The 22123-nt window shown below is 72.6% G+C and carries 22 protein-coding genes and 1 pseudogene; 6 read left to right on the top strand and 17 right to left on the bottom strand.

Going from position 1 to position 22123, the window contains the following annotated elements; translation table 11 throughout:
• Positions 1-149 precede the first annotated feature (149 nt).
• The 7 genes from QMF80_RS04515 to QMF80_RS04485 form a co-directional block, all read right to left on the bottom strand.
• Complete coding sequence (locus QMF80_RS04515) at positions 150-926, bottom strand: DUF3159 domain-containing protein (protein WP_502962768.1); 777 nt, start codon at positions 924-926, stop codon at positions 150-152.
• 3 nt (positions 927-929) lie between these two features.
• Positions 930-1349 (bottom strand): OB-fold nucleic acid binding domain-containing protein, encoded by a 420-nt coding sequence (locus tag QMF80_RS04510; protein WP_283449661.1) that lies wholly within the window; start codon positions 1347-1349, stop codon positions 930-932.
• A gap of 24 nt (positions 1350-1373) precedes the next feature.
• On the bottom strand, positions 1374-2060 hold the full coding sequence (locus QMF80_RS04505) for a response regulator (protein WP_283449660.1): 687 nt from the start codon (positions 2058-2060) through the stop codon (positions 1374-1376).
• Positions 2057-4684, bottom strand: a complete 2628-nt coding sequence (locus QMF80_RS04500; protein ID WP_283449658.1) for an ATP-binding protein — start codon at positions 4682-4684, stop codon at positions 2057-2059. The genes QMF80_RS04505 and QMF80_RS04500 overlap by 4 nt, the downstream gene beginning before the upstream one ends.
• 154 nt (positions 4685-4838) lie before the next feature.
• Positions 4839-5624, bottom strand: coding sequence for a DUF3710 domain-containing protein (locus QMF80_RS04495; RefSeq protein ID WP_283449656.1), 786 nt, complete (start codon positions 5622-5624; stop codon positions 4839-4841).
• A 1-nt stretch (position 5625) separates the two neighbouring features.
• Positions 5626-6162, bottom strand: a complete 537-nt coding sequence (gene dut / locus QMF80_RS04490; protein ID WP_283449655.1) for a dUTP diphosphatase — start codon at positions 6160-6162, stop codon at positions 5626-5628.
• A complete protein-coding gene (locus QMF80_RS04485) occupies positions 6162-6746 on the bottom strand; it encodes a PaaI family thioesterase (protein WP_283449653.1) in 585 nt (194 codons plus the stop codon). Before QMF80_RS04485 ends, dut begins: the two co-directional genes overlap by 1 nt.
• Positions 6747-6804: 58 nt before the next feature.
• Between QMF80_RS04485 and QMF80_RS04480 the strand changes: the two genes are divergently transcribed.
• On the top strand, positions 6805-7260 hold the full coding sequence (locus QMF80_RS04480; protein WP_283449651.1) for a DUF3093 domain-containing protein: 456 nt from the start codon (positions 6805-6807) through the stop codon (positions 7258-7260).
• A 49-nt stretch (positions 7261-7309) separates the two neighbouring features.
• On the opposite strand, the gene QMF80_RS04475 is transcribed toward QMF80_RS04480, so the two are convergent.
• From QMF80_RS04475 to QMF80_RS04460, 4 genes are all read right to left on the bottom strand, one after another.
• A complete protein-coding gene (locus tag QMF80_RS04475) occupies positions 7310-8230 on the bottom strand; it encodes a hypothetical protein (RefSeq protein ID WP_283449650.1) in 921 nt (306 codons plus the stop codon).
• An 11-nt stretch (positions 8231-8241) separates the two neighbouring features.
• Positions 8242-8538, bottom strand: a complete 297-nt coding sequence (locus QMF80_RS04470) for a DUF4193 domain-containing protein (RefSeq protein ID WP_283449648.1) — start codon at positions 8536-8538, stop codon at positions 8242-8244.
• 383 nt (positions 8539-8921) lie between these two features.
• Positions 8922-10166, bottom strand: a complete 1245-nt coding sequence (locus QMF80_RS04465; RefSeq protein WP_283449646.1) for a sensor histidine kinase — start codon at positions 10164-10166, stop codon at positions 8922-8924.
• A gap of 5 nt (positions 10167-10171) precedes the next feature.
• Positions 10172-10825: a response regulator transcription factor gene (locus QMF80_RS04460; RefSeq protein ID WP_283449645.1), complete on the bottom strand. Its 654-nt coding sequence runs from the start codon at positions 10823-10825 to the stop codon at positions 10172-10174.
• Between the two features lie 248 nt (positions 10826-11073).
• Between QMF80_RS04460 and QMF80_RS04455 the strand changes: the two genes are divergently transcribed.
• Positions 11074-11247: a hypothetical protein gene (locus QMF80_RS04455; protein WP_283449643.1), complete on the top strand. Its 174-nt coding sequence runs from the start codon at positions 11074-11076 to the stop codon at positions 11245-11247.
• Positions 11248-11394: 147 nt separating this feature from the next.
• On the opposite strand, the gene QMF80_RS04450 is transcribed toward QMF80_RS04455, so the two are convergent.
• Positions 11395-12183 (bottom strand): inositol monophosphatase family protein, encoded by a 789-nt coding sequence (locus QMF80_RS04450; RefSeq protein WP_283450026.1) that lies wholly within the window; start codon positions 12181-12183, stop codon positions 11395-11397.
• A gap of 73 nt (positions 12184-12256) precedes the next feature.
• A complete protein-coding gene (locus tag QMF80_RS04445; protein WP_283449641.1) occupies positions 12257-13468 on the bottom strand; it encodes a ferrochelatase in 1212 nt (403 codons plus the stop codon).
• Between the two features lie 178 nt (positions 13469-13646).
• On the opposite strand from QMF80_RS04445, the gene QMF80_RS04440 reads away from it, so the two are divergent.
• Positions 13647-14921: an MFS transporter gene (locus QMF80_RS04440; protein ID WP_283449639.1), complete on the top strand. Its 1275-nt coding sequence runs from the start codon at positions 13647-13649 to the stop codon at positions 14919-14921.
• Positions 14851-16200 (top strand): D-arabinono-1,4-lactone oxidase, encoded by a 1350-nt coding sequence (locus tag QMF80_RS04435; protein ID WP_283449637.1) that lies wholly within the window; start codon positions 14851-14853, stop codon positions 16198-16200. Before QMF80_RS04440 ends, QMF80_RS04435 begins: the two co-directional genes overlap by 71 nt.
• A 7-nt stretch (positions 16201-16207) precedes the next feature.
• Here QMF80_RS04435 and QMF80_RS04430 read toward each other — a convergent pair whose 3' ends face one another.
• Entirely contained in the window at positions 16208-17170 is a 963-nt protein-coding gene (locus QMF80_RS04430; RefSeq protein WP_283449635.1) for a hypothetical protein, read from the bottom strand.
• A gap of 526 nt (positions 17171-17696) precedes the next feature.
• On the opposite strand from QMF80_RS04430, the gene sepH reads away from it, so the two are divergent.
• Positions 17697-18731, top strand: a complete 1035-nt coding sequence (gene sepH, locus QMF80_RS04425; RefSeq protein WP_283449633.1) for a septation protein SepH — start codon at positions 17697-17699, stop codon at positions 18729-18731.
• Positions 18732-18777: 46 nt separating this feature from the next.
• Here the strand turns inward: sepH and QMF80_RS04420 are convergent, their stop codons facing one another.
• Positions 18778-19638 carry a sulfurtransferase gene (locus QMF80_RS04420; protein ID WP_283449632.1) on the bottom strand — a complete coding sequence of 287 codons (861 nt, stop codon included), beginning with the start codon at positions 19636-19638 and terminating at the stop codon, positions 18778-18780.
• A gap of 183 nt (positions 19639-19821) precedes the next feature.
• On the opposite strand from QMF80_RS04420, the gene QMF80_RS04415 reads away from it, so the two are divergent.
• The gene (locus tag QMF80_RS04415) at positions 19822-20610 is read left to right on the top strand and encodes a VOC family protein (protein ID WP_283449630.1); all 789 of its coding nucleotides are present in this window, start codon (positions 19822-19824) and stop codon (positions 20608-20610) included.
• Between the two features lie 19 nt (positions 20611-20629).
• On the opposite strand, the pseudogene QMF80_RS04410 reads toward QMF80_RS04415, so the two are convergent.
• Together QMF80_RS04410 and QMF80_RS04405 are read right to left on the bottom strand one after the other, a co-directional pair.
• Positions 20630-20707: pseudogene (locus QMF80_RS04410) on the bottom strand (thymidine kinase); the annotation flags it as partial.
• A 158-nt stretch (positions 20708-20865) separates the two neighbouring features.
• Positions 20866-21912, bottom strand: coding sequence for a M4 family metallopeptidase (locus tag QMF80_RS04405; protein WP_283449629.1), 1047 nt, complete (start codon positions 21910-21912; stop codon positions 20866-20868).
• Between the last annotated feature and the right edge of the window lie 211 nt (positions 21913-22123).

Genomic DNA, 22123 nt, shown 5'->3' with positions numbered 1-22123 from the left:
CGCCCCGCCCCTTCCGTGTCCGCGGGCCCAGGCCGTGTCGTCGACGTACCTTCCCCCGGCTACCGCGGGGGGGCGCGCCCCGGGGCCGGTGGGGCCCGGCGCGCACGCACGCCCTGCGGGCGGGCGACGCCGCGCCGACGACTCAGCCCTCAGCCCTCGCGCGCCGCCTTGGCGGCCTTCGCCGCGGCCTTGCGCTCCTTCTCGGCGGCCTCCTCGGCCTCCCACTCCGCCATGACGTCGATCGGCGGCGGCGCCTTCGCCAGGAACAGCCAGGTGAAATACACCGCCAGCACCATCGGCGGCAGCTTGAGCGCGATCAGCACCCAGCCCAGCTGCGTCTCGTCCCCCCACCAGTACAGCGGGAAGAGGATCGCGTACTTGGCGAGGAAGACGAGGCCCCAGGCCAGGCTGGCCTTGGTGTACGCCTTCTTGCGCCCCGGGTTGCGGGTGCGCCAGGACAGGTTCTCCTTGAAGACCGGCCCCAGCATCACGCCGAGCAGCGGGAAGCCCACCAGCGCGGAGAGCGTGAAGGCCACGCCCAGCCCGGCGCCGTAGATCATGCCGGGCAGGTAGAAGCCCTTGGCGGTCCCGGTGAACAGGGCGAAGGCCACGCCCACGCCGACGCCGAACACCCCGCTGAAGGCGTGCTTGACGGTGTCCTTGCGGACGAGCCGCACGATCACCAGCAGGACCGCCACCGTGCCCGCCGCGATGGCGGACATCGTCACGTTCTTGTTGATCGTGTAGATCATGACGAAGAGCAGGCCCGGAAGCATGGTCTCCACCGTGCCCCGGATGCCGCCGAAGGCGTCGAAGAGGGCCGCCTGGGTCACGGCCCTCTGGTCGTCGGTCGGCGGGGCGTCGGCCGGGGGACCCGCGGGCACCGGGCCCGTCGGCTGATGGGTCGGTTTGTCGAGTGACGTCACCGGCTAGTGCTCCTGTCCGAGCGGTCGGAGTTCGTACTTCGGGTTGAAGAGGACCCGGCGGCCGTGGCTCATGGAGATCCGCCCGGAGGCGATCATGCGCCTGCCCGGTTCGATACCCACGATCGAGCGACGGCCGAGCCACACCACGTCCAGCGCGGCGGAGCCGTCGAACAACTCCGCCTCCAGGGCGGGTACGCCCGCCCGCGGCCGCAGGGTGACCGTGCGCAGCGTACCGGTCACCTTGACTATCTGGCGGTCGTGGCAGTCGCAGATCCGCGTGCATCCCGCGGCTTCTGCGTCCTCCTGCAGCTCCGCCGAATGCAGCTCCTCCTGGGAGGTGGAGAGCCGCTCTATCATCCGGCGGAACCGGCCCCCCGGCCTGGCCGGTCTAGCGGGCTTCTCGGGACGCGGTTCAGCACTCATACAGGAAGCGTACCGGCGCGCCCGCTACCTCTCGAAGCGGTATCCCATGCCCGGTTCGGTGATGAAGTGCCGGGGATGGGAGGGATCGGCCTCCAGCTTGCGGCGCAGCTGCGCCATGTAGACCCGGAGGTAGTTGGTCTCGGTGCCGTACGAGGGCCCCCAGACCTCCTGGAGCAGCTGCTTCTGGCTGACCAACTTGCCGCCGTTGCGGACCAGGACCTCCAGCAGGTGCCACTCGGTGGGGGTCAGGCGTACGTCGCACCCCTCGCGCACGGCCTTCTTCGCGGCCAGGTCCACGGTGAAGCCCGCGGTCTCCACGATCACCTCGTCCTCGCCGGCGCCCGCTCCGGGTTCCGCCCGGCGCACGGCGGCGCGGAGCCGGGCGAGCAGCTCGTCCATGCCGAAGGGCTTGGTGACGTAGTCGTCGGCGCCCGCGTCGAGGGCCTCGACCTTCTCGTCGGAGCTGTGGCGGGCGGAGAGCACCAGGATGGGGACGCGGGTCCAGCCGCGCAGCCCTCTGATCACCTCGACCCCGTCCATGTCGGGCAGGCCGAGGTCGAGGACGATCACGTCGGGGTGGCGGCCCGCGGCCAGTTCCAGGGCCCCCGCTCCGTCGGCGGCGGCGTCGACCTCGTACTTGCGCGCCTTGAGGTTGATCACGAGGGCTCGGACGATCTGGGGTTCGTCGTCCACCACGAGCACCCGGGTCATGGGGATCCTGCTTTCTGTCGTGCGTCGGAGGGTGAGGCGGGCCCGGCGTGCGCGGCTCCGGAGTTCGCGGGCTCCGCGCCGTCGGCGGTCCCGCGCCCCGCGCCGTCCGCGGCCCCGGTCGCGGGCGCGGCGGCGCGCAGGGTGAGCACCATGGTCAGGCCCCCGCCGGGGGTGTCCTCGGCGGTCAGGGTGCCGCCCATGGCCTCGGCGAAGCCCCGGGCGACGGCGAGCCCGAGACCGACTCCGGCGCCGCGCGGGGCGTCGCCGTGGCGCTGGAAGGGGGCGAAGATCTTGTCCTTGGCCTCGTCGGGGACGCCGGGGCCGCGGTCGGTCACGCGGACCTCGACCCGCTCACCGTGGGAACTCGCGGCGACGGTCACCGGTTCCCCGCCCGGGCTGTACTTGACGGCGTTCTCGACGACGTTGGCGACGGCCCGCTCCAGCAGGCCCGGGTCCACGGCCACCATCGGCAGCGATTCGGGCACGTCCAGCAGGACGCTGCCCTCCGGTACGCCGCCCAGGGCCATGGGGACCACCTCGTCGAGGTCGATCTCCCGGATCAGCGGGGTGACGGTACCGGTCTGGAGCCGGGACATGTCGAGCAGGTTGCCCACGAGGTGGTCGAGCCGGTCGGCGCCGTGCTCGATGCCCTCCAGCAGCTCGGCGCGGTCCTCCTCGGACCATTCCACGTCGTCGGAGCGCAGGGAGCTGACGGAGGCCTTGATGGAGGCGAGCGGGGTCCGCAGGTCGTGGCTGACGGCGGCGAGCAGCGCGGTGCGGATCCGGTTGCCCTCGGCCATCCGGCGGGCGCCCTCGGCCTCGCCGACCAGGCGCTGGCGGTCCAGTACGACGGCTGCCTGCGCGGCGAAGGCGCCGAGCACCCGGCGGTCCTCGGCGGGCAGTACCCGGCCGCTGAGGGCCATCGCCATGTGGTCCCCGATGGGCATGTCCACGTCGGCGTCCTCGGGGCGGGAGACGGGCGAGGGCCCGACGCTGCCCGCCGGGATCCAGGGCTCCACGTCGCTCTCCCGCTCCAGCAGGGCCACCGACTCCATGGCGAAGGTCTCGCGGACCCGCTCCAGGAGGGCGTCGAGGGTGGTCTCGCCGCGCAGCACGCTGCCCGCCAGGAAGGAGAGGATCTCGGACTCGGCGCGCAGCCGGGCCGCCTGGTGGGTGCGGCGGGCGGCCAGGTCGACCACGGAGGCCACCGCGACGGCCACCCCGAAGAAGACCGCGATGGCCACGATGTTCTTGGGGTCGGAGACCGTGAACTGGTGCACGGGCGGCGCGAAGTAGAAGTTGAGCAGCAGCGAGCCGACGGCCGCGGAGGCGAGCGCGGGGTACAGGCCGCCGAGCAGCGCGGAGGCGACGGTCAGCGAGAGGAAGATCAGCATCTCGTTGGCGAGGCCGGGGTCGGAGTCGATGTGCGTGAGGACCAGGGCGAGCAGCCCCGGCAGCAGGACGCCGACGACCCAGCCGGCCGCGATCCGGTTGCGCCCGAGCCGGGCCGCCGAGCGGACGACGGGCAGCCCGCGCCCCCTGGCCACGGCCTCGTGGGTGACGATGTGGACGTCCAGGTCGGGGCCGGAGTCACGGGCGACGGTGACGCCGACGCCGGGACCGAAGACGTACTGCCAGGTTTTGCGGCGGCTGGAGCCGAGGACGACCTGGGTGGCGTTGACGCCCTTGGCGAAGGCGAGCAGGGCCTCGGGGACGTTGTCGCCGATCACATGGTGAAACGTTCCGCCAAGATCTTCGACCAGGGTCCGCTGCACCGCCAGTTCCTTGGGCGAGGCCGCGGTCAGCCCGTCGCTGCGGGCGATGTACACGGCCAGGATCTCGCTGCCGGAGCCCTTGGCCGCCATCCGGGCCGCGCGGCGGATGAGCGTACGTCCCTCCGCGCCGCCGGTCAGACCGACCACGATCCGCTCGCGCGCCTGCCAGGTCGAGCGGATGTCGTGCTCGCCGCGGTACTGCTGGAGGTACTCGTCGGCCCGGTCGGCCACCCACAGCAGCGCCAGCTCGCGCAGCGCGGTCAGGTTGCCCGGCCGGAAGTAGTTCGACAGGGCCGCGTCGACCTTGTCGGGCTGGTAGACGTTGCCGTGCGCCATCCGGCGGCGCAGCGCCTGTGGCGACATGTCGACCAGTTCGATCTGGTCCGCCCGGCGCACCACCTCGTCCGGGAGGGTCTCGCGCTGCCGGACCCCGGTGATCGACTCGACCACGTCCCCGAGGGACTCCAGGTGCTGGATGTTCACGGTGGAGACGACGTCGATGCCCGCCTTGAGCAGCTCCTCGACGTCCTGCCAGCGCTTCGCGTTGCGCGAGCCCGGCACGTTGGTGTGCGCCAGCTCGTCCACCAGGGCTATCGCGGGTCTGCGGGCGAGCAGCGCGTCCACGTCCATCTCGGTGAAGGCGGCCCCGCGGTAGGACGCCTCGCGGCGCGGTGTCTGCTCCAGCCCGTGCAGCATCACCTCCGTGCGCGGTCGCCCGTGGTGCTCGACGAAGCCCACCACGCAGTCCGTGCCCCGCTCCACCCGGCGGTGGCCCTCGGACAGCATCGCGTAGGTCTTGCCCACACCGGGCGCCGCGCCGAGGTAGATCCGTAGTGTGCCGCGTCCCATGAGCCCATTCTCAGGGACGAGTCGTCCCGGTACGCACCGATGACCCCCGGTGCGCCCATCCCTGACGGTTCCCTGACACGACGGGAACGGCCGTGGGGGGGGCCCCCCCCCCCGGGCTGGCCGCGCCCCACGGCCGTTGGATCCGTTGCGACGCTCAGCGGACCTCGGTGATCTCGGGGCCGCGCTCCAGCTGGCCCATGCCACCGGAGAAGCGGGAGCCCTCCTGGTCCTCCGTCTGCACGCCGTCCGGCACCATCTGGGCGTCGTTCGGCAGCTTCAGGACGATCGGGTCGCGCGGGGCCATCGGGCCCTCGCCGCGCACCACGACGGTGTCGCGGAAGATCTGCTCCAGCACCCCGGCGGCCTCGGGACGCACAGCGCCCTGCCCCGAGATGACCCCGCGCAGGAACCAGCGCGGACCGTCGACACCGACGAAACGGACCAGCTGCGCGCCGGTCTGGCCGTCCGGCAGCGGGACGGGGACCTGCGCGCGCAGCTCCCAGCCCAGCGGACCCTGGACCTCTTCGATGATGCCGCCCTGCTGGGTGATGCCCGCGCCGATCTCCTCGCGGACCTCGCCCCAGATGCCTTCCTTCTTGGGCGCCGCGAAGGCCTGCAGCTGCACCGCGCTGTCGTGCAGCACGACGGTGGCGGCGACGATCGCGTCCCCGGCGACCTCGACGCGCAGCTCCATGCCCTCGACACCCGGTACGAAGATGCCGCCGAGGTCGACCCGGCCCTCGCCCGGAGCCATGACCTCGGAGTCGTCCCAGGGGCCGTCCGGACGCGGGGCCGGAGGCAGGTTCACCCTGCGCGGCGCGGCCGCGCCGGAGTCGTCGGCGTCGGCGTTGTCCCGGTCGTCGGCCTCAGTGCCGTCGACGACCTGCTCGGCCGCGCCGCCGTCCTTGACGGAGTCGTTCTTCTTGCGACGTCCGAACACGTCACTGTCCTTCCCGGTCGGTTACGACCGAAGCGTAGCCATTCCCACCCTGCTGACCAGCGCCGGATCCGGCCACGGCCGCATGACCGCCGGTGGAGCCGAAACCCCCCTCGGCCCGCGCCGAGCCGGGAAGTTCCGCCACCTCGTGGAAGCGCACCCTCTCGACACGCTGGACAACCAGCTGGGCAATGCGGTCGAAACGCTCGAACCGCACGCTCTCGCGCGGGTCGAGATTGACCACGATCACCTTGATCTCCCCACGGTACCCGGCATCCACCGTGCCCGGGGCATTCACGAGCGCTAGCCCGCAGCGGGCGGCCAGCCCGGACCGGGGGTGCACGAAGGCCGCGTACCCGTCGGGCAGGGCGATGGACACCCCGGTGGGCAGCACGGTCCGCTCGCCGGGAGCCAGCTCGGCGGCCTGGGTGGTGACCAGGTCGCATCCCGCGTCGCCGGGGTGGCCGTAAGCGGGCAGCGGCACCTCGGGGTCGACGCGGCGGATCAGCACGTCGACGGGTGCGTAGGTGTTCTGGGACATCAGGGGTTCACCTCGAAGGCGCGGGCGCGCCTGGACTGGTCCGGGTCGGCCATCGCCGCCCGGATCTCCTCGGGCCGTCCGTTGTCGATGAAGTGGTCGACCTTGACCTCGACGAACAGGGCCTCGGCGCGGACCGCCACCGGGCCCTGCGGGCCGCCTATCCGGCCGACCGCCGTGGAGTAGATCTTCCGTCCGGCGACGGCGGTGACCTCGGCCTCCAGGTACAGCACGGTGTCGACGGGCACGGGCCGCACGAAGTCGGTCTCCAGCCGTCCGGTCACCGCGATCACGCGCAGCAGCCAGTTCAGCGAGCCGAGGGTCTCGTCGAGCGCCGTGGCGAGCACCCCGCCGTGGGCCAGGCCCGGGGCGCCCTGGTGGGCGGGCTTGACGGTGAACTCGGCGGTGACGCGCACGCCCTCGCCCGCCCGGGCCGCCAGGTGGAGGCCGTGCGGCTGGCCCTCGCCACAGCCGAAACAGTGCTCGTAGTGCGCGCCGAGCAGCTCGCCGGGTGCGGGGGCATCGGGGTGCCGGACCGGCGCCGTGGCATCGGCCGGGGGCGTCAACGCTGTGTTTCGTCCACTCACAGGCGCAGACCTTACCCGCGCCACCGGCCGCGGGTCGCCCCGTGCCAAGCTGGGAGACATGCAGCTCTCCCCCGCGCACCACGACGAACGACTGACCGCACCCCGCGCCTGGTGGGGGATCTCCGTGCTCCTGGGTCTGTCGTGCGCCCTGATGCTGCTGCCGCTGGGCACGCTGCCGCTGCTGGCCGGGCTGGTCGGCGGAACGGCCCTCGCGGGGCTGGTGGTCAGTTCGTACGGGTCCGCCCGCGTCCGGGTGGTCAACGGCGCGCTGAGCGTCGGGGACGCGCGGATCCCGGTCTCGGCCCTCGGTGAGCCCGAGGTGCTGGACGCCGAGGAGGCGCGCGCCTGGCGGACGTACAAGGCCGATACCCGCGCCTTCATGCTGATGCGCAGCTACGTGCCGACGGCGGTCCGTGTGGAGGTCGTCGACCCCGCGGACCCGACGCCGTACGTGTACGTGTCCACGCGGGAGCCGGAAGCTCTGGCGGCGGCCCTGCGCGCGGCCCGCTCCTAGGGGGCGCGAGCGGCGGGCTCGGCGGGGGCCCGCGTCCCCGCTGGGTCCCTCAACCCTGAGCCGTCGGGCCAGGCCCTTCGAGTGCGGCCCTGGTGGCCTCGGGAAGGGGCTGGAGGGGCTGTTCCAGGGGCGGCAGCTGTGTGAGCGCGCTCCAGGGCACGGCCCGGGCCCGCAGGTCGCTGCGGACCTTCTCGGCGAGTTTGCGGGTGTCGCGGCGGTTCATCACCGCGCCGACGGCCGCGCCGACCATGAACGGCATGAGGTTCGGCAGGTTCCGGACCATCCGCTTCATGATCTGCTGGCGCAGCTCGCGTTTCATCTGGCCGCCGAGGGCGGCGTTCAGCGTCGTGGGCCTGGAGAGGTCCACGCCCCGCTCTTCCGTCCACGCGGTGAGGTAGCCGAGACTGCGCTCCTTCAGCGTGCCGGGCGGTCGCAGGCCGTAGACCTCGTGGAGCTCGGCGATCAGTTTGAATTCGATCGCCGCGACGCCGGTGATCTCCGCGGCCAGTTCCGCGGGCATGGCGGGCGGCACGGGCAGCATCGCCGCCGCGCCGATTCCCGCGCCGACGGCCGAGCTGGCGTTGGCCGCGCCCGCGATCAGCTTGTCGGCAAGCTGATCCGGACCGAGGTCCGGGAACTGCGCGCGCAGGGTCGCGAGGTCCCGTACCGGAACGCGCGGGGCGTTCTCGATGATCCGGTCGGTGATGAACAGGGCCGCGGCCCGGACTCCCTCACCGCCCTTGCGCACACCGTTCTTGACGGCGTGCAGCCGACGAGCCGCGGCGGCTCGCCGAGGCTCTTCAGCGGCCTCCGCGGCCGAGGGCTCCAGCCCTCCGGCCCCGGAGGGCAAGGCGGACACGCCGGGCTCTTCGGGGCCCGTTGCCGGACCCGTGGCTCCCTCGTGCGTTTCCACCGGATCATCATGCTGTTTTCGCGAGCGGCGCTTGCGAAAAGGCGTCGAGCCCGTCACGGCAGACGCTCTCAGTCGCAGTCGCGACAGATCGGCTGGCCGTTCTTCTCCCGGGCCAGCTGGCTGCGGTGGTGCACCAGGAAGCAGTTGGTGCAGGTGAATTCGTCGGCCTGCTTGGGCAGGACCCGGACGGCCAGCTCCTCATTGGAGAGGTCCGCACCGGGAAGCTCCATGCCCTCCGCCGCGTCGAAATCGTCGACGTCGACGGTCGAGGACGACTTCTCGTTACGACGAGCCTTCAGCTCCTCGATGCTGTCGTTGTCGACATCGTCGTCTGTCTTGCGCGGGGTGTCGTAGTCCGTTGCCATTTTTCGCTCTCCCCCTCTGGGATTTAGCGGTGTCTCAGCGCACGTAACGCGCGAGAGGCCGGACTTGTGCCCGACCTGAGGCGGAGATTTTGCCTCACATCAAGGTCTGTTACTTAATCGACACCCAGCCGCTCGCCGTAAGAAGCTTTCAGCTGGGATGACGACCGGGACCGTACACGGTCCGGGGGGCGCCTTGCACAAGCGCCACCTCGTGTATTTCCCGCCATCGGGGGGGCCGGAAACCCGGACGTCCCGGGCTTTCCGGCCGCCCCGGGGGTCACTGAACGTACATGACCCCGCACGCGCCACTGTGATCGATCACACAGGAACCACCCTCATACCCATTCGCCAATTCAGCCACGAGCGAACATCGCACCAGGGCTTCAGATGGGCAGAGTGACACGCATCACGAGGCCACCGCCCTCTCGGGGCTCCGAGTGGATCCGCCCGCCGTGCGCCCGGGCGACGGAGCGCGCGATGGAAAGGCCGAGACCGACCCCCTTGTCGCTGCCCGTACGTTCGGTGCGCAGCCGCCGGAACGGCTCGAAGAGGTTGTCGATCTCGTACGCGGGAACCACGGGACCCGTGTTCGATACCAGGAGCACCGCCTGGCCGTGCTGCACCTCGGTGGTGACCTCGACCCAGCCGTCCGCCGCGACGTTGTAGCGCACCGCGTTCTGCACCAGGTTGAGCGCGATCCGCTCCAGGAGCACGCCATTGCCCTGTACGACGGCCGGGGCGCGCTCCCCGCGGATCTCCACCCCCTTGGACTCCGCCTCGCCACGCGCCTGGTCCAGGGCCCGGGAAGCGACCTCCGCGAGGTCCACCGGCTTGCGCTCGACGATCTGGTTGTCGCTGCGGGCGAGCAGCAGCAGGCCCTCGACGAGCTGCTCGCTGCGCTCGTTGGTGGCGAGCAGGGTCCGGCCGAGCTGCTGGAGTTCCACCGGCGCCGCGGGGTCGGAGAGGTGCACCTCCAGCAGGGTCCGGTTGATCGCCAGCGGCGTCCGCAGCTCGTGCGACGCGTTGGCCACGAACCGCTGCTGGGCGGTGAAGGCCCGCTCCAGCCGGTCGAGCATCTCGTCGAAGGTGTCGGCCAGCTCCTTCAGCTCGTCGTCCGGCCCGTCGAGCTCGATCCGCCGGGTCAGGTCGGAGCCGACCACGCGCCGCGCGGTCCGGGTGATCTTGCCGAGCGGCGACAGCACCCGCCCGGCCATCGCGTAGCCGAAGGCGAACGCGATGATGCTCAGGCCCAGCAGGGCCATCAGCGAGCGGCTGAGCAGGTCGTCCAGCGCGTGCTTGCGCTGCACGTTGACGCACTCGGTGATCGCCTGGTTGAAGTGGTCGAGCGACTGGTCGATGCCGATGCCGGGGCACGTCGTACTGGTGACGTCGACCTTCGTCCCGCCCACGATCTTGAACGGGAGGTTGCTGCCCTCCCGCAGGGCCTGGGCGGCCAGCAGGTAGATGATCGACAGCAGCAGGATGCCCGCGATCAGGAACATCCCGCCGTAGAGCAGCGTGAGGCGTATCCGGATCGTCGGCCTGAGCCAAGGGAAAGGACCCTCGGGCGGGCCGGGGTCCCAGGTCGGTCTCGGTGGCGCCGACGGTGGCGCCGGAGCGGCGGCCATCCCCGTCAGATCCGGTATCCGGAGCCGGGCACGGTCACGATGACCGGGGGCTCGCCGAGCTTGCGGCGCAGCGTCATGACGGTGACCCGCACGACGTTGGTGAAGGGGTCGGTGTTCTCGTCCCAGGCCTTCTCCAGCAGCTGCTCCGCGGACACCACGGTGCCCTCGCTGCGCATGAGGACCTCCAGCACCGCGAACTCCTTCGGCGCCAGCTGCACCTCCTTGCCGTCCCGGAACACCTCGCGGCGGTTCGGGTCCAGCTTGATCCCGGCGCGCTCCAGTACGGGCGGCAGCGCGACGGTCGTACGCCGCCCCAGCGCGCGCACCCGGGCGGTCAGTTCGGTGAAGGCGAACGGCTTGGGCAGGTAGTCGTCGGCGCCCAGTTCCAGACCCTCGACCCGGTCGCTGACGTCACCGGAGGCGGTCAGCATCAGCACCCGGGTGGGCATGCCCAGCTCGACGATCTTGCGGCAGACGTCGTCACCGTGCACGAGCGGGAGGTCCCGGTCGAGCACGACCACGTCGTAGTCGTTCACTCCGACGCGCTCCAGGGCGGCCGCGCCGTCGTACACGACGTCCACCGCCATGGCCTCGCGGCGCAGTCCGGTGGCCACCGCATCGGCGAGCAGTTGCTCGTCCTCGACGACGAGTACGCGCACGTCGTTTCCTTCCTCCGAGCCCGTCAGGGCACACGTGTGTTGCGTCGTCCATCCTGCCCCTTTCAGCCGTAAACCGGCTGTAAGGCGCCCCTGAGCGGCTCCGCGCGGGGGGAGGCGAGGATTCCCTCGCCCTACGAGGTTTCTGCGCCCAGGGTGCCGGGGAGGACGTCAGCACACCCCGATCACCTCCCTGACAGTGGCGCGCCTCGTGCCCGCCGCCACCGACCCACGTAGAGGGGGCGCATCTCATGGACGCATTCACCGCGGGTCTCCTGCAGCGCATCAGGAGCACGCAGACGGACCTCCGCCAGGCCCGCGAGACGGGCGACGACTACCTCGCGGACGTCGAGCAGGCGGAGCTGGAGGACCTTCAGCGCCTGGCCGCCGAGCACGGCGTCCAGGTGCAGGCCTTCGCAGCCTGACCGACCGGCCACCGGCCCGGGGCTCCCACACCCCGGCCCCCCGACCCTCACCCCACCCCGAGTCCACCCACGAGTCCGCCGTGCCCGGCGCCTGCCAGCGCCGGGCGACCGGACCGTTCCGCGCTGCCCGCCCCCGCCCCGCCGGGGTCAGTCGTGCCAGGCTCCCGCCGCCTCCAGCAGCGGCTGCAGGGACGCGAACACCGCCGGGGTCCCGGCGACCGTCAGCTCACCGGACGCGGGCCGTCCCGGCCGGCCGCCCGTCAGGGCGCCCGCCTCGCGGGCGATGAGATCCCCCGCCGCCAGGTCCCAGGGGTTCAGCCCGCGCTCGTAGTACGCGTCCAGCCGCCCGGCCGCGACATCGCACAGGTCGATCGCCGCCGACCCGCCCCGGCGGACGTCCCGTACCAGCGGGATGATCGTGCGGGCCACCTCCGCCTGGTGGTCGCGCCGCGTCTGCACGTACCCGAAACCGGTCGCCACCAGCGCCTGGTCCAGCGGTGCGGGCGCCCGGCAGGACAGCCGTACGCCGCCAAGCCAGGCCCCGCCGCCGCGCACCGCGTGGTAGGTCTCGCCGCGCATCGGCGCCGCCACCACCCCGACCACGGTCTCGCCCCGGTACTCGGCCGCGATGGAGACCCCCCAGCTGGGCAGCCCGTAGAGGTAGTTGACCGTCCCGTCGAGCGGGTCCACGACCCACCGCACCCCGCTCGTGCCGGGCGTGTCCGCGCCCTCCTCGCCGAGCATCCCGTCCGCGGGCCGGTGCTCCGCGAGGAAGCCGCCGATCAGCTTCTCCGCCGCGATGTCCATCTCGGTCACCACGTCGATCGGGCTGGTCTTGACGGCCGCCACCACCAGATCGTCCGGGCGGCCGTCGCGCAGCAGCTCCCCGGCGCGCCGGGCGGCCTCCAGGGCCAGTTCGAGCAGTTCCTCGTGCACGGCGTCCTCGGGGTTCTCGGGGGTCTGGGGGGTCTCGGGGCGCTCGGGGTGCGCAGCGTTCACAGCAGGCTCCTCACGCGTCCGCGAAAGGGCTGTCCTCGCCCGCGGCCGCGGGCCGGGGCGCCCGCGCCGGGCAGCAGCCCACCGCGCACAGGTCATGACTGGGCCCGAGCGGTCCGAGCGCGCAGCGCTCCACCGGCTCGCCCCGCTCGGCCGCCGCCCGTTCCAGCACCAGCTGCCGCACGGCCGCCGCGAACCGCGGGTCGGACCCGACGGTCGACGAGCGGGCCACCGGGAGCCCCAGCTCCGCGGCCTTGGCCACGGCCTCGGTGTCGAGGTCGTAGAGAACCTCCATGTGGTCGGAGACGAAGCCGATGGGCACCATGACCGCCGCCGGGGCCCCCGCGGCGTGCAGGGCCTCCAGGTGGTCGCAGATGTCCGGCTCCAGCCACGGCGTGCCCGGGGCCCCGCTGCGCGACTGGAAGACCAGCTTCCAGGGCCGCTCCACGCCGGTCCCGGCCCGTACCGCGTCCGCGATCAGCCGGGCGACGTCCAGGTGCTGCTTGACGTACGCCCCGCCCTCCCCGTCGCGCGTGTGCTCCCCGGCCGGGCCCGAGGTGTCGGCCGCCGCGTCCGGGATGGAGTGGGTGGTGAAGGCGAGGTGGGCGCCCGCGCGGACCTCCGCGGGCAGCGACTCCAGCGCGGTGAGCACCCCGTCGATCATGGGCTGCACGAAGCCGGGGTGGTTGAAGTAGTGCCGCAGCTTGTCCACCCGGGGCCGCTCCAGGCCCTCCGCTTCCACGAGGGCGAGCGCGTCGGCGAGGTTCTCCCGGTACTGACGGCAGCCGGAGTACGAGGCGTACGCGCTGGTGGCGAGGACGGCGACGCGGCGACGCCCGTCGGCGGCCAGCTCGCGCATCGCGTCGTCGAGGTACGGCGCCCAGTTCCGGTTCCCCCAGTAGACCGGGAGGTCCAGGCCGTGCTCGGCGAAGTCCTCGCGCAGCGCGTCGAGCAGCTCGCGGTTCTGCCCGTTGATCGGGCTGACCCCGCCGAAGCCGAAGTAGTGCTTGCCGACCTCCTTGAGCCGCTCGCGCGGGATCCCGCGCCCGCGCGTGACGTTCTCCAGGAAGGGCACCACGTCGTCCGGGCCCTCCGGGCCGCCGAAGGACAGCAGCAGCAGGGCGTCGTAGGGGGCGGCGGGGCCGGTGGGGGCCGTACCGGAACCGGAGTCGGCGGCGGTCCCGGGACCGGTGGGACGGGCGGCGGCGGAGTGCTGGTCTGACATGCCTCGAATCCTGCCACCCGCCCGCGACGGCCGGGAAACGGCCTCGCCCGGCGGCCCGTGCCGACCTCGCGCCGCACCACAGGTAAGGTCAGCCTAACTTCCCCCTCCTTCGCCCTGCGGGTACCGCCCCCGCGGTCGTAACCTGTGGGGGCCACCGACGTCCCTCACGGAGGGCACCTTGCCCAGTCCCTACCGCGCGATCTTCGCCGCCCCCGGCAGCAAGAACTTCAGCGCCGCCGGTCTCATCGGCCGCATGCCGCTGTCCATGGTCGGCGTGGGCATCCTCACGATGATCTCCGAGATAACCGGGCGGTACGGGCTCGCCAGCGCCCTGACCGGCACCCTCGCCCTCTCCGCCGCCGCGGTCGGCCCCCAGATATCCAAACTGGTCGACCGCTACGGGCAGCGGCGGATCCTGCGTCCCGCGACCCTCTTCGCCGTCGGCGCCGTGACCGGGCTGCTGCTGGCAGCGGCCAACGGCTGGCCGGACTGGACCCTCTTCGTCTTCTCCGCCCTCGCGGGCTGCGTGCCGAGCGTCGGCTCGATGATCCGCGCCCGCTGGACGGCCATCTACCGCGACACCCCGGACCTGCACACCGCGTACTCCTTCGAGTCCGTGATCGACGAGGTCTGCTTCATCTTCGGCCCGATCATCGCCATCGGACTGTCCACCACCTGGTTCCCGGAGGCGGGCCCGCTGATCGCCGCGGTCTGCCTGCTGGTCGGCGTCTGGTGGCTGACGGCGCAGCGCGCCACCGAGCCGGAGCCGCACCCCCACGACGAGACCTCCGACCGCACCTCGGCGCTGCGCTCCCCCGGACTCCAGGTGCTGATGGGCACCTTCGTGGCGACCGGGGCCATCTTCGGCTCGATCGACGTGGCGACCCTGGCCTTCGCGGACGAGCGGGGCCACAAGCCGCTCGCGAGCGTGATCCTCGCCGTCTGGGCGCTCGGCTCCTGCCTCGCGGGCATCACCTTCGGCCTGCTGCACCTCAAGGGCAAGGCCGAACGCAGGTGGGTGCTGGGCATATGTGCGATGGCCGTGAGTATGATCCCCCTCCTACTGGCCGGGAACCTTCCGTTTCTGGCCGTGGCGCTCTTCGTCTCGGGCCTCGCCATCGCTCCCACGATGATCACCACGATGGCCCTGATCGAGGCGCACGTACCGCGCGCGAAGCTGACCGAGGGCATGACCTGGATCAGCACCGGCCTCGCGGTCGGTGTCGCGGTCGGCTCCTCGGTGGCCGGCTGGGTCATCGACGCCTCCGGCGCCCGCAGCGGTTACGTCGTCTCCATCGCGGCGGGGACCGCCGCGGCGGCGGTGGCGTTCGCGGGTTACCGCCGACTGACGAGGTCGGCGCAAGGGGAGGAGCCCTCTAGCGATGGCGACGACGGGGACAGCAGGCAAGAGCGGACCGGGCAGCGGCACGGCACCGACCGCACCGTGGCGTAACTGGGCGGGCAACATCTCCGCGACCCCCGCCCGGGTCGTGACCCCGGCCTCGGTCGGGGAGCTCCAGGAGGCGGTCCGCCGGGCCGCCTCGGACGGTCTGCGGGTGAAGGCGGTCGGCACCGGCCACTCCTTCACCGCGGCCGCCGCCACCGACGGCGTCCTGATCCGCCCTCAGGCGCTGGCCGGGATCCGGGAGATCGACCGGGCCGCCGGCACCGTCACGGTGGCGGCGGGCACGGTCCTCAAGGACCTCAACCTCGCCCTGGCCCGGGAGGGCCTCTCGCTCACCAACATGGGCGACATCATGGAGCAGACCGTCTCCGGGGCCACCAGCACCGGCACCCACGGCACCGGCCGGGACTCGGCCTCCCTCTCCGCCCAGATCCGCGCGCTGGAGCTGGTCACCGCCGACGGGCGGCTGCTGGCCTGCTCGGAGAAGGAGAATCCGGAGGTCTTCGCGGCCGCCCGGCTCGGCATCGGAGCACTGGGCATCATCACCGCGCTCACCTTCGCGGTCGAGCCGCTGTTCTTCCTGACCGCCCGTGAGGAGCCGATGCCCTTCGACCGGGTGACCGCCGAGTTCGACCAGCACGTCACGGAGAACGAGCACTTCGAGTTCTACTGGTTCCCGCACACCGGCAACTGCAACACCAAGCGCAACAACCGCAGCCAGGGCCCCGCCTCCCCGCCCGGCGCGGTCAGCGCCTGGATCGAGGACGAACTGCTGTCCAACGGCCTCTTCCAGGCCGTCAACTCCCTCGGCCGCGCCGTCCCGGCCGCCATCCCCGGCATCGCCCGGATCGCCAGCCGCGCCCTGTCGGCGCGCACCTACACGGACATCCCGTACAAGGTGTACACGAGCCCGCGCCGGGTCCGTTTCGTGGAGATGGAGTACGCCGTCCCGCGCGAGCGGGTCGTCGAGGCGCTGCGGGAACTCAAGGCCGTGGTCGACCGCTCCTCCCTGCGGATCAGCTTCCCGGTGGAGGTGCGCACCGCCCCGGCGGACGACATCACCCTGTCGACGGCCTCCGGCCGCGAGTCGGCGTACATCGCGGTGCACATGTACAAGGGCACGCCCTACCAGGCCTACTTCACGGCCGCCGAGCAGATCTTCACGGCGCTCGGCGGCCGCCCGCACTGGGGCAAGGTGCACACGCGGGACGCGGAGTACTTCGCCCGGGTCTACCCGCGCTTCGGCGAGTTCACCGCGCTCCGGGACCGGCTGGATCCCGAGCGGGTGTTCGCCAACGACTACCTGCGGCGCGTACTGGGCGACTGAGGGCGGGTCAGGGGCTCGGCTTGACCGCGTCGCCGCTCGGCGGCGCGGACTTCTCCGGGGACGGGGTGGACCTCGAGGGCGTCGGCGTCGGCGTGGGGCTCGGCGGCGTGGGGCTCGGGGTCGGCCCGGTGGAGCGCGAGGGGCTCGGGTCGGGGACCGGGCCCTGTCCGCCGTGCGAGCGGGACGGGCTCGGGGAACTCCCGGTTCCGGGGTCCTCCTTGCCGTGCCGCTCCCCGGTGCCCGGGCTGCGCCGCCCGTCGGGGGCGGCGGGCGGCTCCTGCTTGCCGCCGCTGCCGCCGCCGGAGCCTCCGGTGACCGCGGTGTACAGGGGCCGGTCGCCGACCGGCCCGCCGGAGAGGGCCTCGTACGCCGCTATGCCGCCCAGCGAGATCGCGAAGGCGGTCCCGGCGGCCACGGCCGTGCGCTTCCAGCCGCGGACCCTGGTCCCGTGGACGGTGGCCCGGCTGAACTCCTCGTCGGGCGCGGTCGCGGGCAGGGCCGTGGTGGGGACACCGGCGGTGGCCGGGTCCTGGGCGGGCAGGGCGGTGGTCGCGAGGGCGTCGGCGCCCAGGACTGTGGGCGGCATCGGCGTCGCGGGCAGGACGGTGGTGACGGCGCCGGGTACGGCCTCGCGGCCGTCGCCCATGCCCCCGTACGCGTCCCCGCCCACGACGGGGACCTGCCGGGCCCGGGGCCGGGTGGTCTCGCGCAACTGGTCGCCGGTCCGCCGGAAGAAGTGGCCGATCACCGGGCCGCCCGCCGTGGCGACCACGCTGACCACGCCCGCGCCGAGGATCGTCCCGTAGACCCCGAGTTTCGACGCGAGGAGCGCGGCGACGACGGTGGCGAGCGAGGAGCCCGCGACCTGGGCCGCGCTCAGGTCCAGCTTCTTCTTCTCCGGCACCTCCAGACCCCCGATCGGCGGCATCGGCTCCGTCGGTTCGAACTCTCGCGTTGCCTTGTGACCCATCCCCATCCTCTGCGCGCCCCTGCCCTTCCGCTCCCGTGCTCTCAGCAGTTACTGACACCTGAGCGAAACAGAAAGTTCCATTTCTGGTGATTCTGTGAAGCAAGACACCTGAAATCGGACGGGCCCCAGGCGGGCGCGCGTGTACGCCCTCTCAACTCCCCCCGCCCTGGACAAGTTCGGCGGCGCGCCGGTCCACCCGCATGGCCCGAATGGAGTACTGTGGCGAGCCCTGGGGCCGTCCTTCCTTACGGTTGTCCGGACTCGGGAGAGGGGGCCGGCTGATGCAGAATCGGCGCTCGAAACCGGCAATGCCGCGGGATCGCACGGATTCCTGATGCGCAGAGTGACTGCCTGGTCACTGTGTGTGGCCAACAGGTAACCGTGCCATAACGGCGATCAAGGGCGCATGCCCGACACGCCGGATGAACTCGGCAAGGTTGTGGCAGGCTGCACCCGGGCAGGCCACACTCGACTAGCGGAAGCAGCGACGCACGTGACGTCGGCAGGCACCACCCGGGAGGTCCCCATGCCCGAACTGCGTGTCGTGGCCGTCTCCAATGACGGCACACGACTGGTGCTCAAAGCTGCGGACAGCACGGAGTACACCCTTCCGATCGATGAGCGGCTGCGGGCAGCCGTGCGCAACGACCGCGCACGCCTGAACCAGATCGAGATCGAGGTGGAGAGCCACCTCCGCCCCCGCGACATCCAGGCCCGGATACGAGCCGGTGCCTCCGCGGAGGAGGTCGCTCAACTCGCGGGCATTCCCGTCGACCGGGTGCGCCGCTTCGAGGGCCCCGTGCTCGCGGAGCGCGCGTTCATGGCCGAGCGGGCCCGGAAGACCCCCGTGCGACGTCCCGGCGAGAACACCGGACCCCAGCTCGGCGAGGCCGTGCAGGAGCGGCTGACCCTGCGCGGGGCCGACAAGGAATCCGTCCAGTGGGACTCCTGGCGCCGCGACGACGGCACCTGGGAAGTCCTGCTGGTCTACCGGGTGGCGGCCGAGCCGCACTCCGCGAGCTGGACCTACGATCCCCCGCGCCGCCTGGTCGTGGCCGTGGACGACGAGGCCCGCTCGCTGATCGGCGAGTCCGACGACCTGCCCGCGACGCCGGAACCGAGCTTCCCGTTCGTGCCCAGGATCGCGCGGCTGCCGCGGGACCGCCCGCTGGACCGGGCCCTCGACCGGCAGTTGGAGCGTCCGGTCGCCCAGGCCCCCGCTCCCGCGACGGACCCCGAGGAGGAACGGGACACGCTGACCAGCCTGCTGGAAGCGGTGCCGAGCTTCCGGGGCGACATGGTCGTCCCCGAACGCCCCCCGGCCGTCGAACCGGAACCGGACGAGCCAGTGGCGGTGGAGCAGCCGCCCGCCGCGTCGGCCGGTGCGGGCGCCGCGTACGCCGATGTCCTGATGCCGCGGACGGTCGCGGGCCACCGGGACCGGCTGACGGGTACGACGGACCGCCAGGCGGAAGCCGACGGCGTCCGCCCGGGCCGCCGCGCCGCCGTCCCCAGCTGGGACGAGATCGTCTTCGGCACCCGGCGCAAGAAGCAGGAGTAACGCCGGTCCCCCGGCCCCCGCGAACGGGGGCCGGGGGCCGCGCGGACTACTGCGGGTCGGGGCCCGTCGCCACCGGGCGGGCCGGGTCCGCGGACCACTGCGACCAGCTGCCCGCGTACAGCGCGGCCGCGACCCCCGCCACCTCCAGCGCGAGCACCTCGTGCGCGCCCGAGACCCCGGACCCGCAGTACACGCCCACCGGTACCCCGGACCCCGGCTCCGCGCCCAGGGAGGCGAAGCGGGTCCGCAGCGCGTCCGGGGCCAGGAACAGCCCGTCCGGGCCCACGTTCTCCGTGGTCGGCGCGGAGACCGCCCCCGGGATGTGCCCGCCGACCCGGTCGATCGGCTCGACCTCGCCCCGGTACCGCTCCCCCGCCCGCGCGTCCAGCAGCACCCCGGCCCGGGCCAGGGCCGCCGCTCCGTCCGCGTCCAGCAGGCCCGCCCCGCCCGGGTTTGGCTTGAAATCGCCCTCCGCCGGTGCGGGTACCTCGACCGTCACCACGCCCCCGGCCGCCGTCCACGCGGCCAGTCCCCCGTCCAGCACCCGTACCTCCGCGTGCCCCGTCCAGCGCAACAGCCACCACGCCCGGGCCGCCGCCCAGCCCTGGCCGCCGTCGTACACGATCACCGGGGTCCCCGCGCCGACCCCGGCGCGGCGCATGACCGCGCCGAAGGCCTCCGGGTCGGGGAGCGGGTGGCGCCCGCCCGAACCCGCGGGACCTGCGAGTTCTTGATCCAGGTCGATGTACACGGCGCCGGGCAGGTGGCCCGCCTCGTAGGCGGGCCGCTGGTCGGGGCCCCCGAGCTGCCAGCGCACGTCCAGCAGCACCGGCGGCCGGGCCCCGGCCAGCTCGGCCGCCAGTTCGGACGCGGAGAGGATCACGGATGTCACGGGCTTCACAGTCATGCGGATCATCTTCCTCCCCACCCGGACAGCCCAGGTAACAAGCCGGACATCGCCGGGCCGTAGTGATTCGGTCATCTCTGTCGCGCTACCCGGAAAAGCGGCCCGGTCGGGGCGCGCGGGAGCCCCCGGGGTGGAAGCATCAGCCCCGAGACGGGGCGCGGCACGACGGAGGAGACGGCTGACATGACCGAGGGACTGGGAGCGACACGGCGCATTCCCGGCACACCGTGCTGGGTGAGCCTGATGGTCCACGGCCTCGGGAACACCGAGGACTTCTACGCCGACCTGTTCGGCTGGGAGTACGCCCCCGGCCCCGAGCAGCTCGGCCCGTACGTCCGGGCCCTGCTGGACGGGCACGAGGTGGCGGGCATCGGCGAGATGCCTCCGGACCGCCAGTTGCCGGTGGCCTGGACGACGTACCTCGCCACGGACGACGCCGACGCGACGGCGGAGGCCATCCGCGCCCGCGGCGGCACGGTCGCGGTCGGGCCGCTCGACGCGGGGGTCGCGGGCCGGGTCGCCATCTGCTCGGACCCCATGGGCGCCGTCTTCGGCATCTGGCAGGCCGAGGGGCACATGGGCACCCGATTGGCCGGAGCCGACGGCACCCCGGTGTGGAACGAGTTGATCACCCAGGACACGTCCACCGTGGGCAAGTTCTACGAGACGGTCTTCGGCCACGAGTGCGAGCCCGCCTCCGAACCCGACTTCGACCACCTGACCCTGCGCCTGGAGGGCCGTCCGGTCGCCTCGGTGCACGGGGTCGGCCGCGCGCTGCCGCACGAGCGCGGCGCGCACTGGATGACCTTCTTCGAGGTGGCCGACCCGGACGCGGCGGCGGTGCGGGTGGTGAAGCTGGGCGGCCGGGTGCTCGAAGAGCCCCACGACGGCGCGCTCGGCAGGCTCACGCTGGTCGCGGACCCCGAAGGCGCGGTCTTCACCCTGCTCAGGACGGCCCCGACCGCGCCCTGACACCGTGCACCGCCCGTCGCTCGTCCACGACCCGCGCGAGCTGGTCGATCTGCTCCGGGGCGAGGAACTGCGCCTCGTCCACGATCACATAGTCGACCTACCATCCACCAACCCACGCTGGAGTCACCGAGCCCAGGGACTCGCCAAGCGGAAGGACTCGCCGCACTGCCCGCCCAGAGGCCGCCCGCGGTCGGTCCCCCTACCGGCACCCCCGCCCGCCAGCCCGCAAGCGGGCGGGCGGGCGGGCGGCGGGCGTTACTGGATTCCCGGGATCTGGCGGGCCTTGAACGCCTGGCGCACGGCGTCCGCCGCGCTCTTGCCGTACATGCGCTGGGCGGTGGCGATCGTCGTCAGTGCCGCGTCCTGGAAGCTGGTGTCGGGCGCGAAGCCGAACTGCGCGTTGACGATGACGCGGTCGGCGGTCCTCGCGCCCAGTGCGCCCCGGATGTCGAAGAGGGCACGGGACCAGATCTCGCCGTCCGCGTGGACCTCGCCCGCCAGGTCCGAGTAGACCTTGTTCCCGTCGACGCGGCGAAGGCAGTGCGGGGCGGAGCTGTACATGACCGAATCCCAGTCGCCTACGCATGCCAGGTCGGTCTTCCGCGGCCACCCGTAGGCGCCGTCCGCGTAGGAGCCGACCTCGACGGCCAGGTAGTCGCCGAAGGCCTCGCCTATCGCGCCGGCCTCCGGGGAGGAGCCGAAGCCGGGGACCTGGGCGTTGTGCACCGCGTGCCCGTATTCGTGGACGATCACCTCAGCGTCCTCGGCGTCGTCGACTCCGCCCTTGCCGAACCGGATCTCCGCCTTCTTGTCGCTGAAGAAGGAGTTGTCGGCGCCCCATTGGTTGATGCGGACGGGCTGGGCCCGGTCGTTGGCCCCGGGCAGTTCGCTTCCGAAGCCCAGGCCCTGGAGGTACTCCTGTGCCTCGTTGACCCAGAAGTAGGCCATGACCTGCTCGAACCGGTCGTCGGCTCGGGTGAAGGTGCCCGCGTCGGCGACGTTCGCCGAGGCGCCCGTGTCCGATCTGACGTAGGCCCACTTCCCCGACAGTCCGCCGCTGCCGTCGAGGTTGCGCAGCGCGGCCGTGGCGTAGGCGGAGGACGGCACGGCGTCCGCGGCGTCCTTGGCGTCGGTGAGCGTCTGATCGCCCGATGACTGGACGGGGTTGACCATGAAGACCCGGGCCTGGGGCAACGCTCCGGGTGCGGCCGGAACCGAGGCCGTGGCCGGCCCTGCCAGTGCGAACAGAGCCACGGTGGCGGTGGCCGCGGCGGTGAGGCCGCGGGGTGTGCGGCGATCCATGTACATCCTCCGGAATGGGATGGGGTGCTCAGGACAGGGTGTCGGCGTGATGCGGCGTGATCCTCGCGCACCACCACCTGTCTTAGTGGTCGACGCGCGAAGTCCTTCGGGGGTTGATCAAGCAGTCGGTGCGGTGGAGGATTCTTCCTGTCGGTCGAGAGAGTGTCGGTCGAGTCTGGCCAGCAGATCGTCCAGGTCGGAGGTGGTGAAC

The organism is Streptomyces sp. G-G2 (genome assembly GCF_030063135.1).
In the GTDB taxonomy this organism is placed as follows: Bacteria; Actinomycetota; Actinomycetes; order Streptomycetales; family Streptomycetaceae; genus Streptomyces.
The sequence above is the reverse complement of the archived record's forward strand: the minus strand, read 5'-3'. Positions and strand labels throughout refer to the sequence as shown.

Bases quoted from the DNA above. Each gene is read 5' to 3' on its own strand.
- QMF80_RS04510 (WP_283449661.1), bottom strand. From the start codon at position 1,349: ATGAGTGCTGAACCGCGTCCCGAGAAGCCCGCTAGACCGGCCAGGCCG.
- QMF80_RS04505 (WP_283449660.1), bottom strand. From the start codon at position 2,060: ATGACCCGGGTGCTCGTGGTGGACGACGAACCCCAGATCGTCCGAGCC.
- QMF80_RS04500 (WP_283449658.1), bottom strand. From the start codon at position 4,684: ATGGGACGCGGCACACTACGGATCTACCTCGGCGCGGCGCCCGGTGTG.
- dut (WP_283449655.1), bottom strand. From the start codon at position 6,162: ATGTCCCAGAACACCTACGCACCCGTCGACGTGCTGATCCGCCGCGTC.
- QMF80_RS04480 (WP_283449651.1), top strand. From the start codon at position 6,805: ATGCAGCTCTCCCCCGCGCACCACGACGAACGACTGACCGCACCCCGC.
- QMF80_RS04470 (WP_283449648.1), bottom strand. From the start codon at position 8,538: ATGGCAACGGACTACGACACCCCGCGCAAGACAGACGACGATGTCGAC.
- QMF80_RS04465 (WP_283449646.1), bottom strand. From the start codon at position 10,166: ATGGCCGCCGCTCCGGCGCCACCGTCGGCGCCACCGAGACCGACCTGG.
- QMF80_RS04455 (WP_283449643.1), top strand. From the start codon at position 11,074: ATGGACGCATTCACCGCGGGTCTCCTGCAGCGCATCAGGAGCACGCAG.
- QMF80_RS04445 (WP_283449641.1), bottom strand. From the start codon at position 13,468: ATGTCAGACCAGCACTCCGCCGCCGCCCGTCCCACCGGTCCCGGGACC.
- QMF80_RS04435 (WP_283449637.1), top strand. From the start codon at position 14,851: ATGGCGACGACGGGGACAGCAGGCAAGAGCGGACCGGGCAGCGGCACG.
- QMF80_RS04430 (WP_283449635.1), bottom strand. From the start codon at position 17,170: ATGGGTCACAAGGCAACGCGAGAGTTCGAACCGACGGAGCCGATGCCG.
- sepH (WP_283449633.1), top strand. From the start codon at position 17,697: ATGCCCGAACTGCGTGTCGTGGCCGTCTCCAATGACGGCACACGACTG.
- QMF80_RS04420 (WP_283449632.1), bottom strand. From the start codon at position 19,638: ATGACTGTGAAGCCCGTGACATCCGTGATCCTCTCCGCGTCCGAACTG.
- QMF80_RS04415 (WP_283449630.1), top strand. From the start codon at position 19,822: ATGACCGAGGGACTGGGAGCGACACGGCGCATTCCCGGCACACCGTGC.
- QMF80_RS04405 (WP_283449629.1), bottom strand. From the start codon at position 21,912: ATGGATCGCCGCACACCCCGCGGCCTCACCGCCGCGGCCACCGCCACC.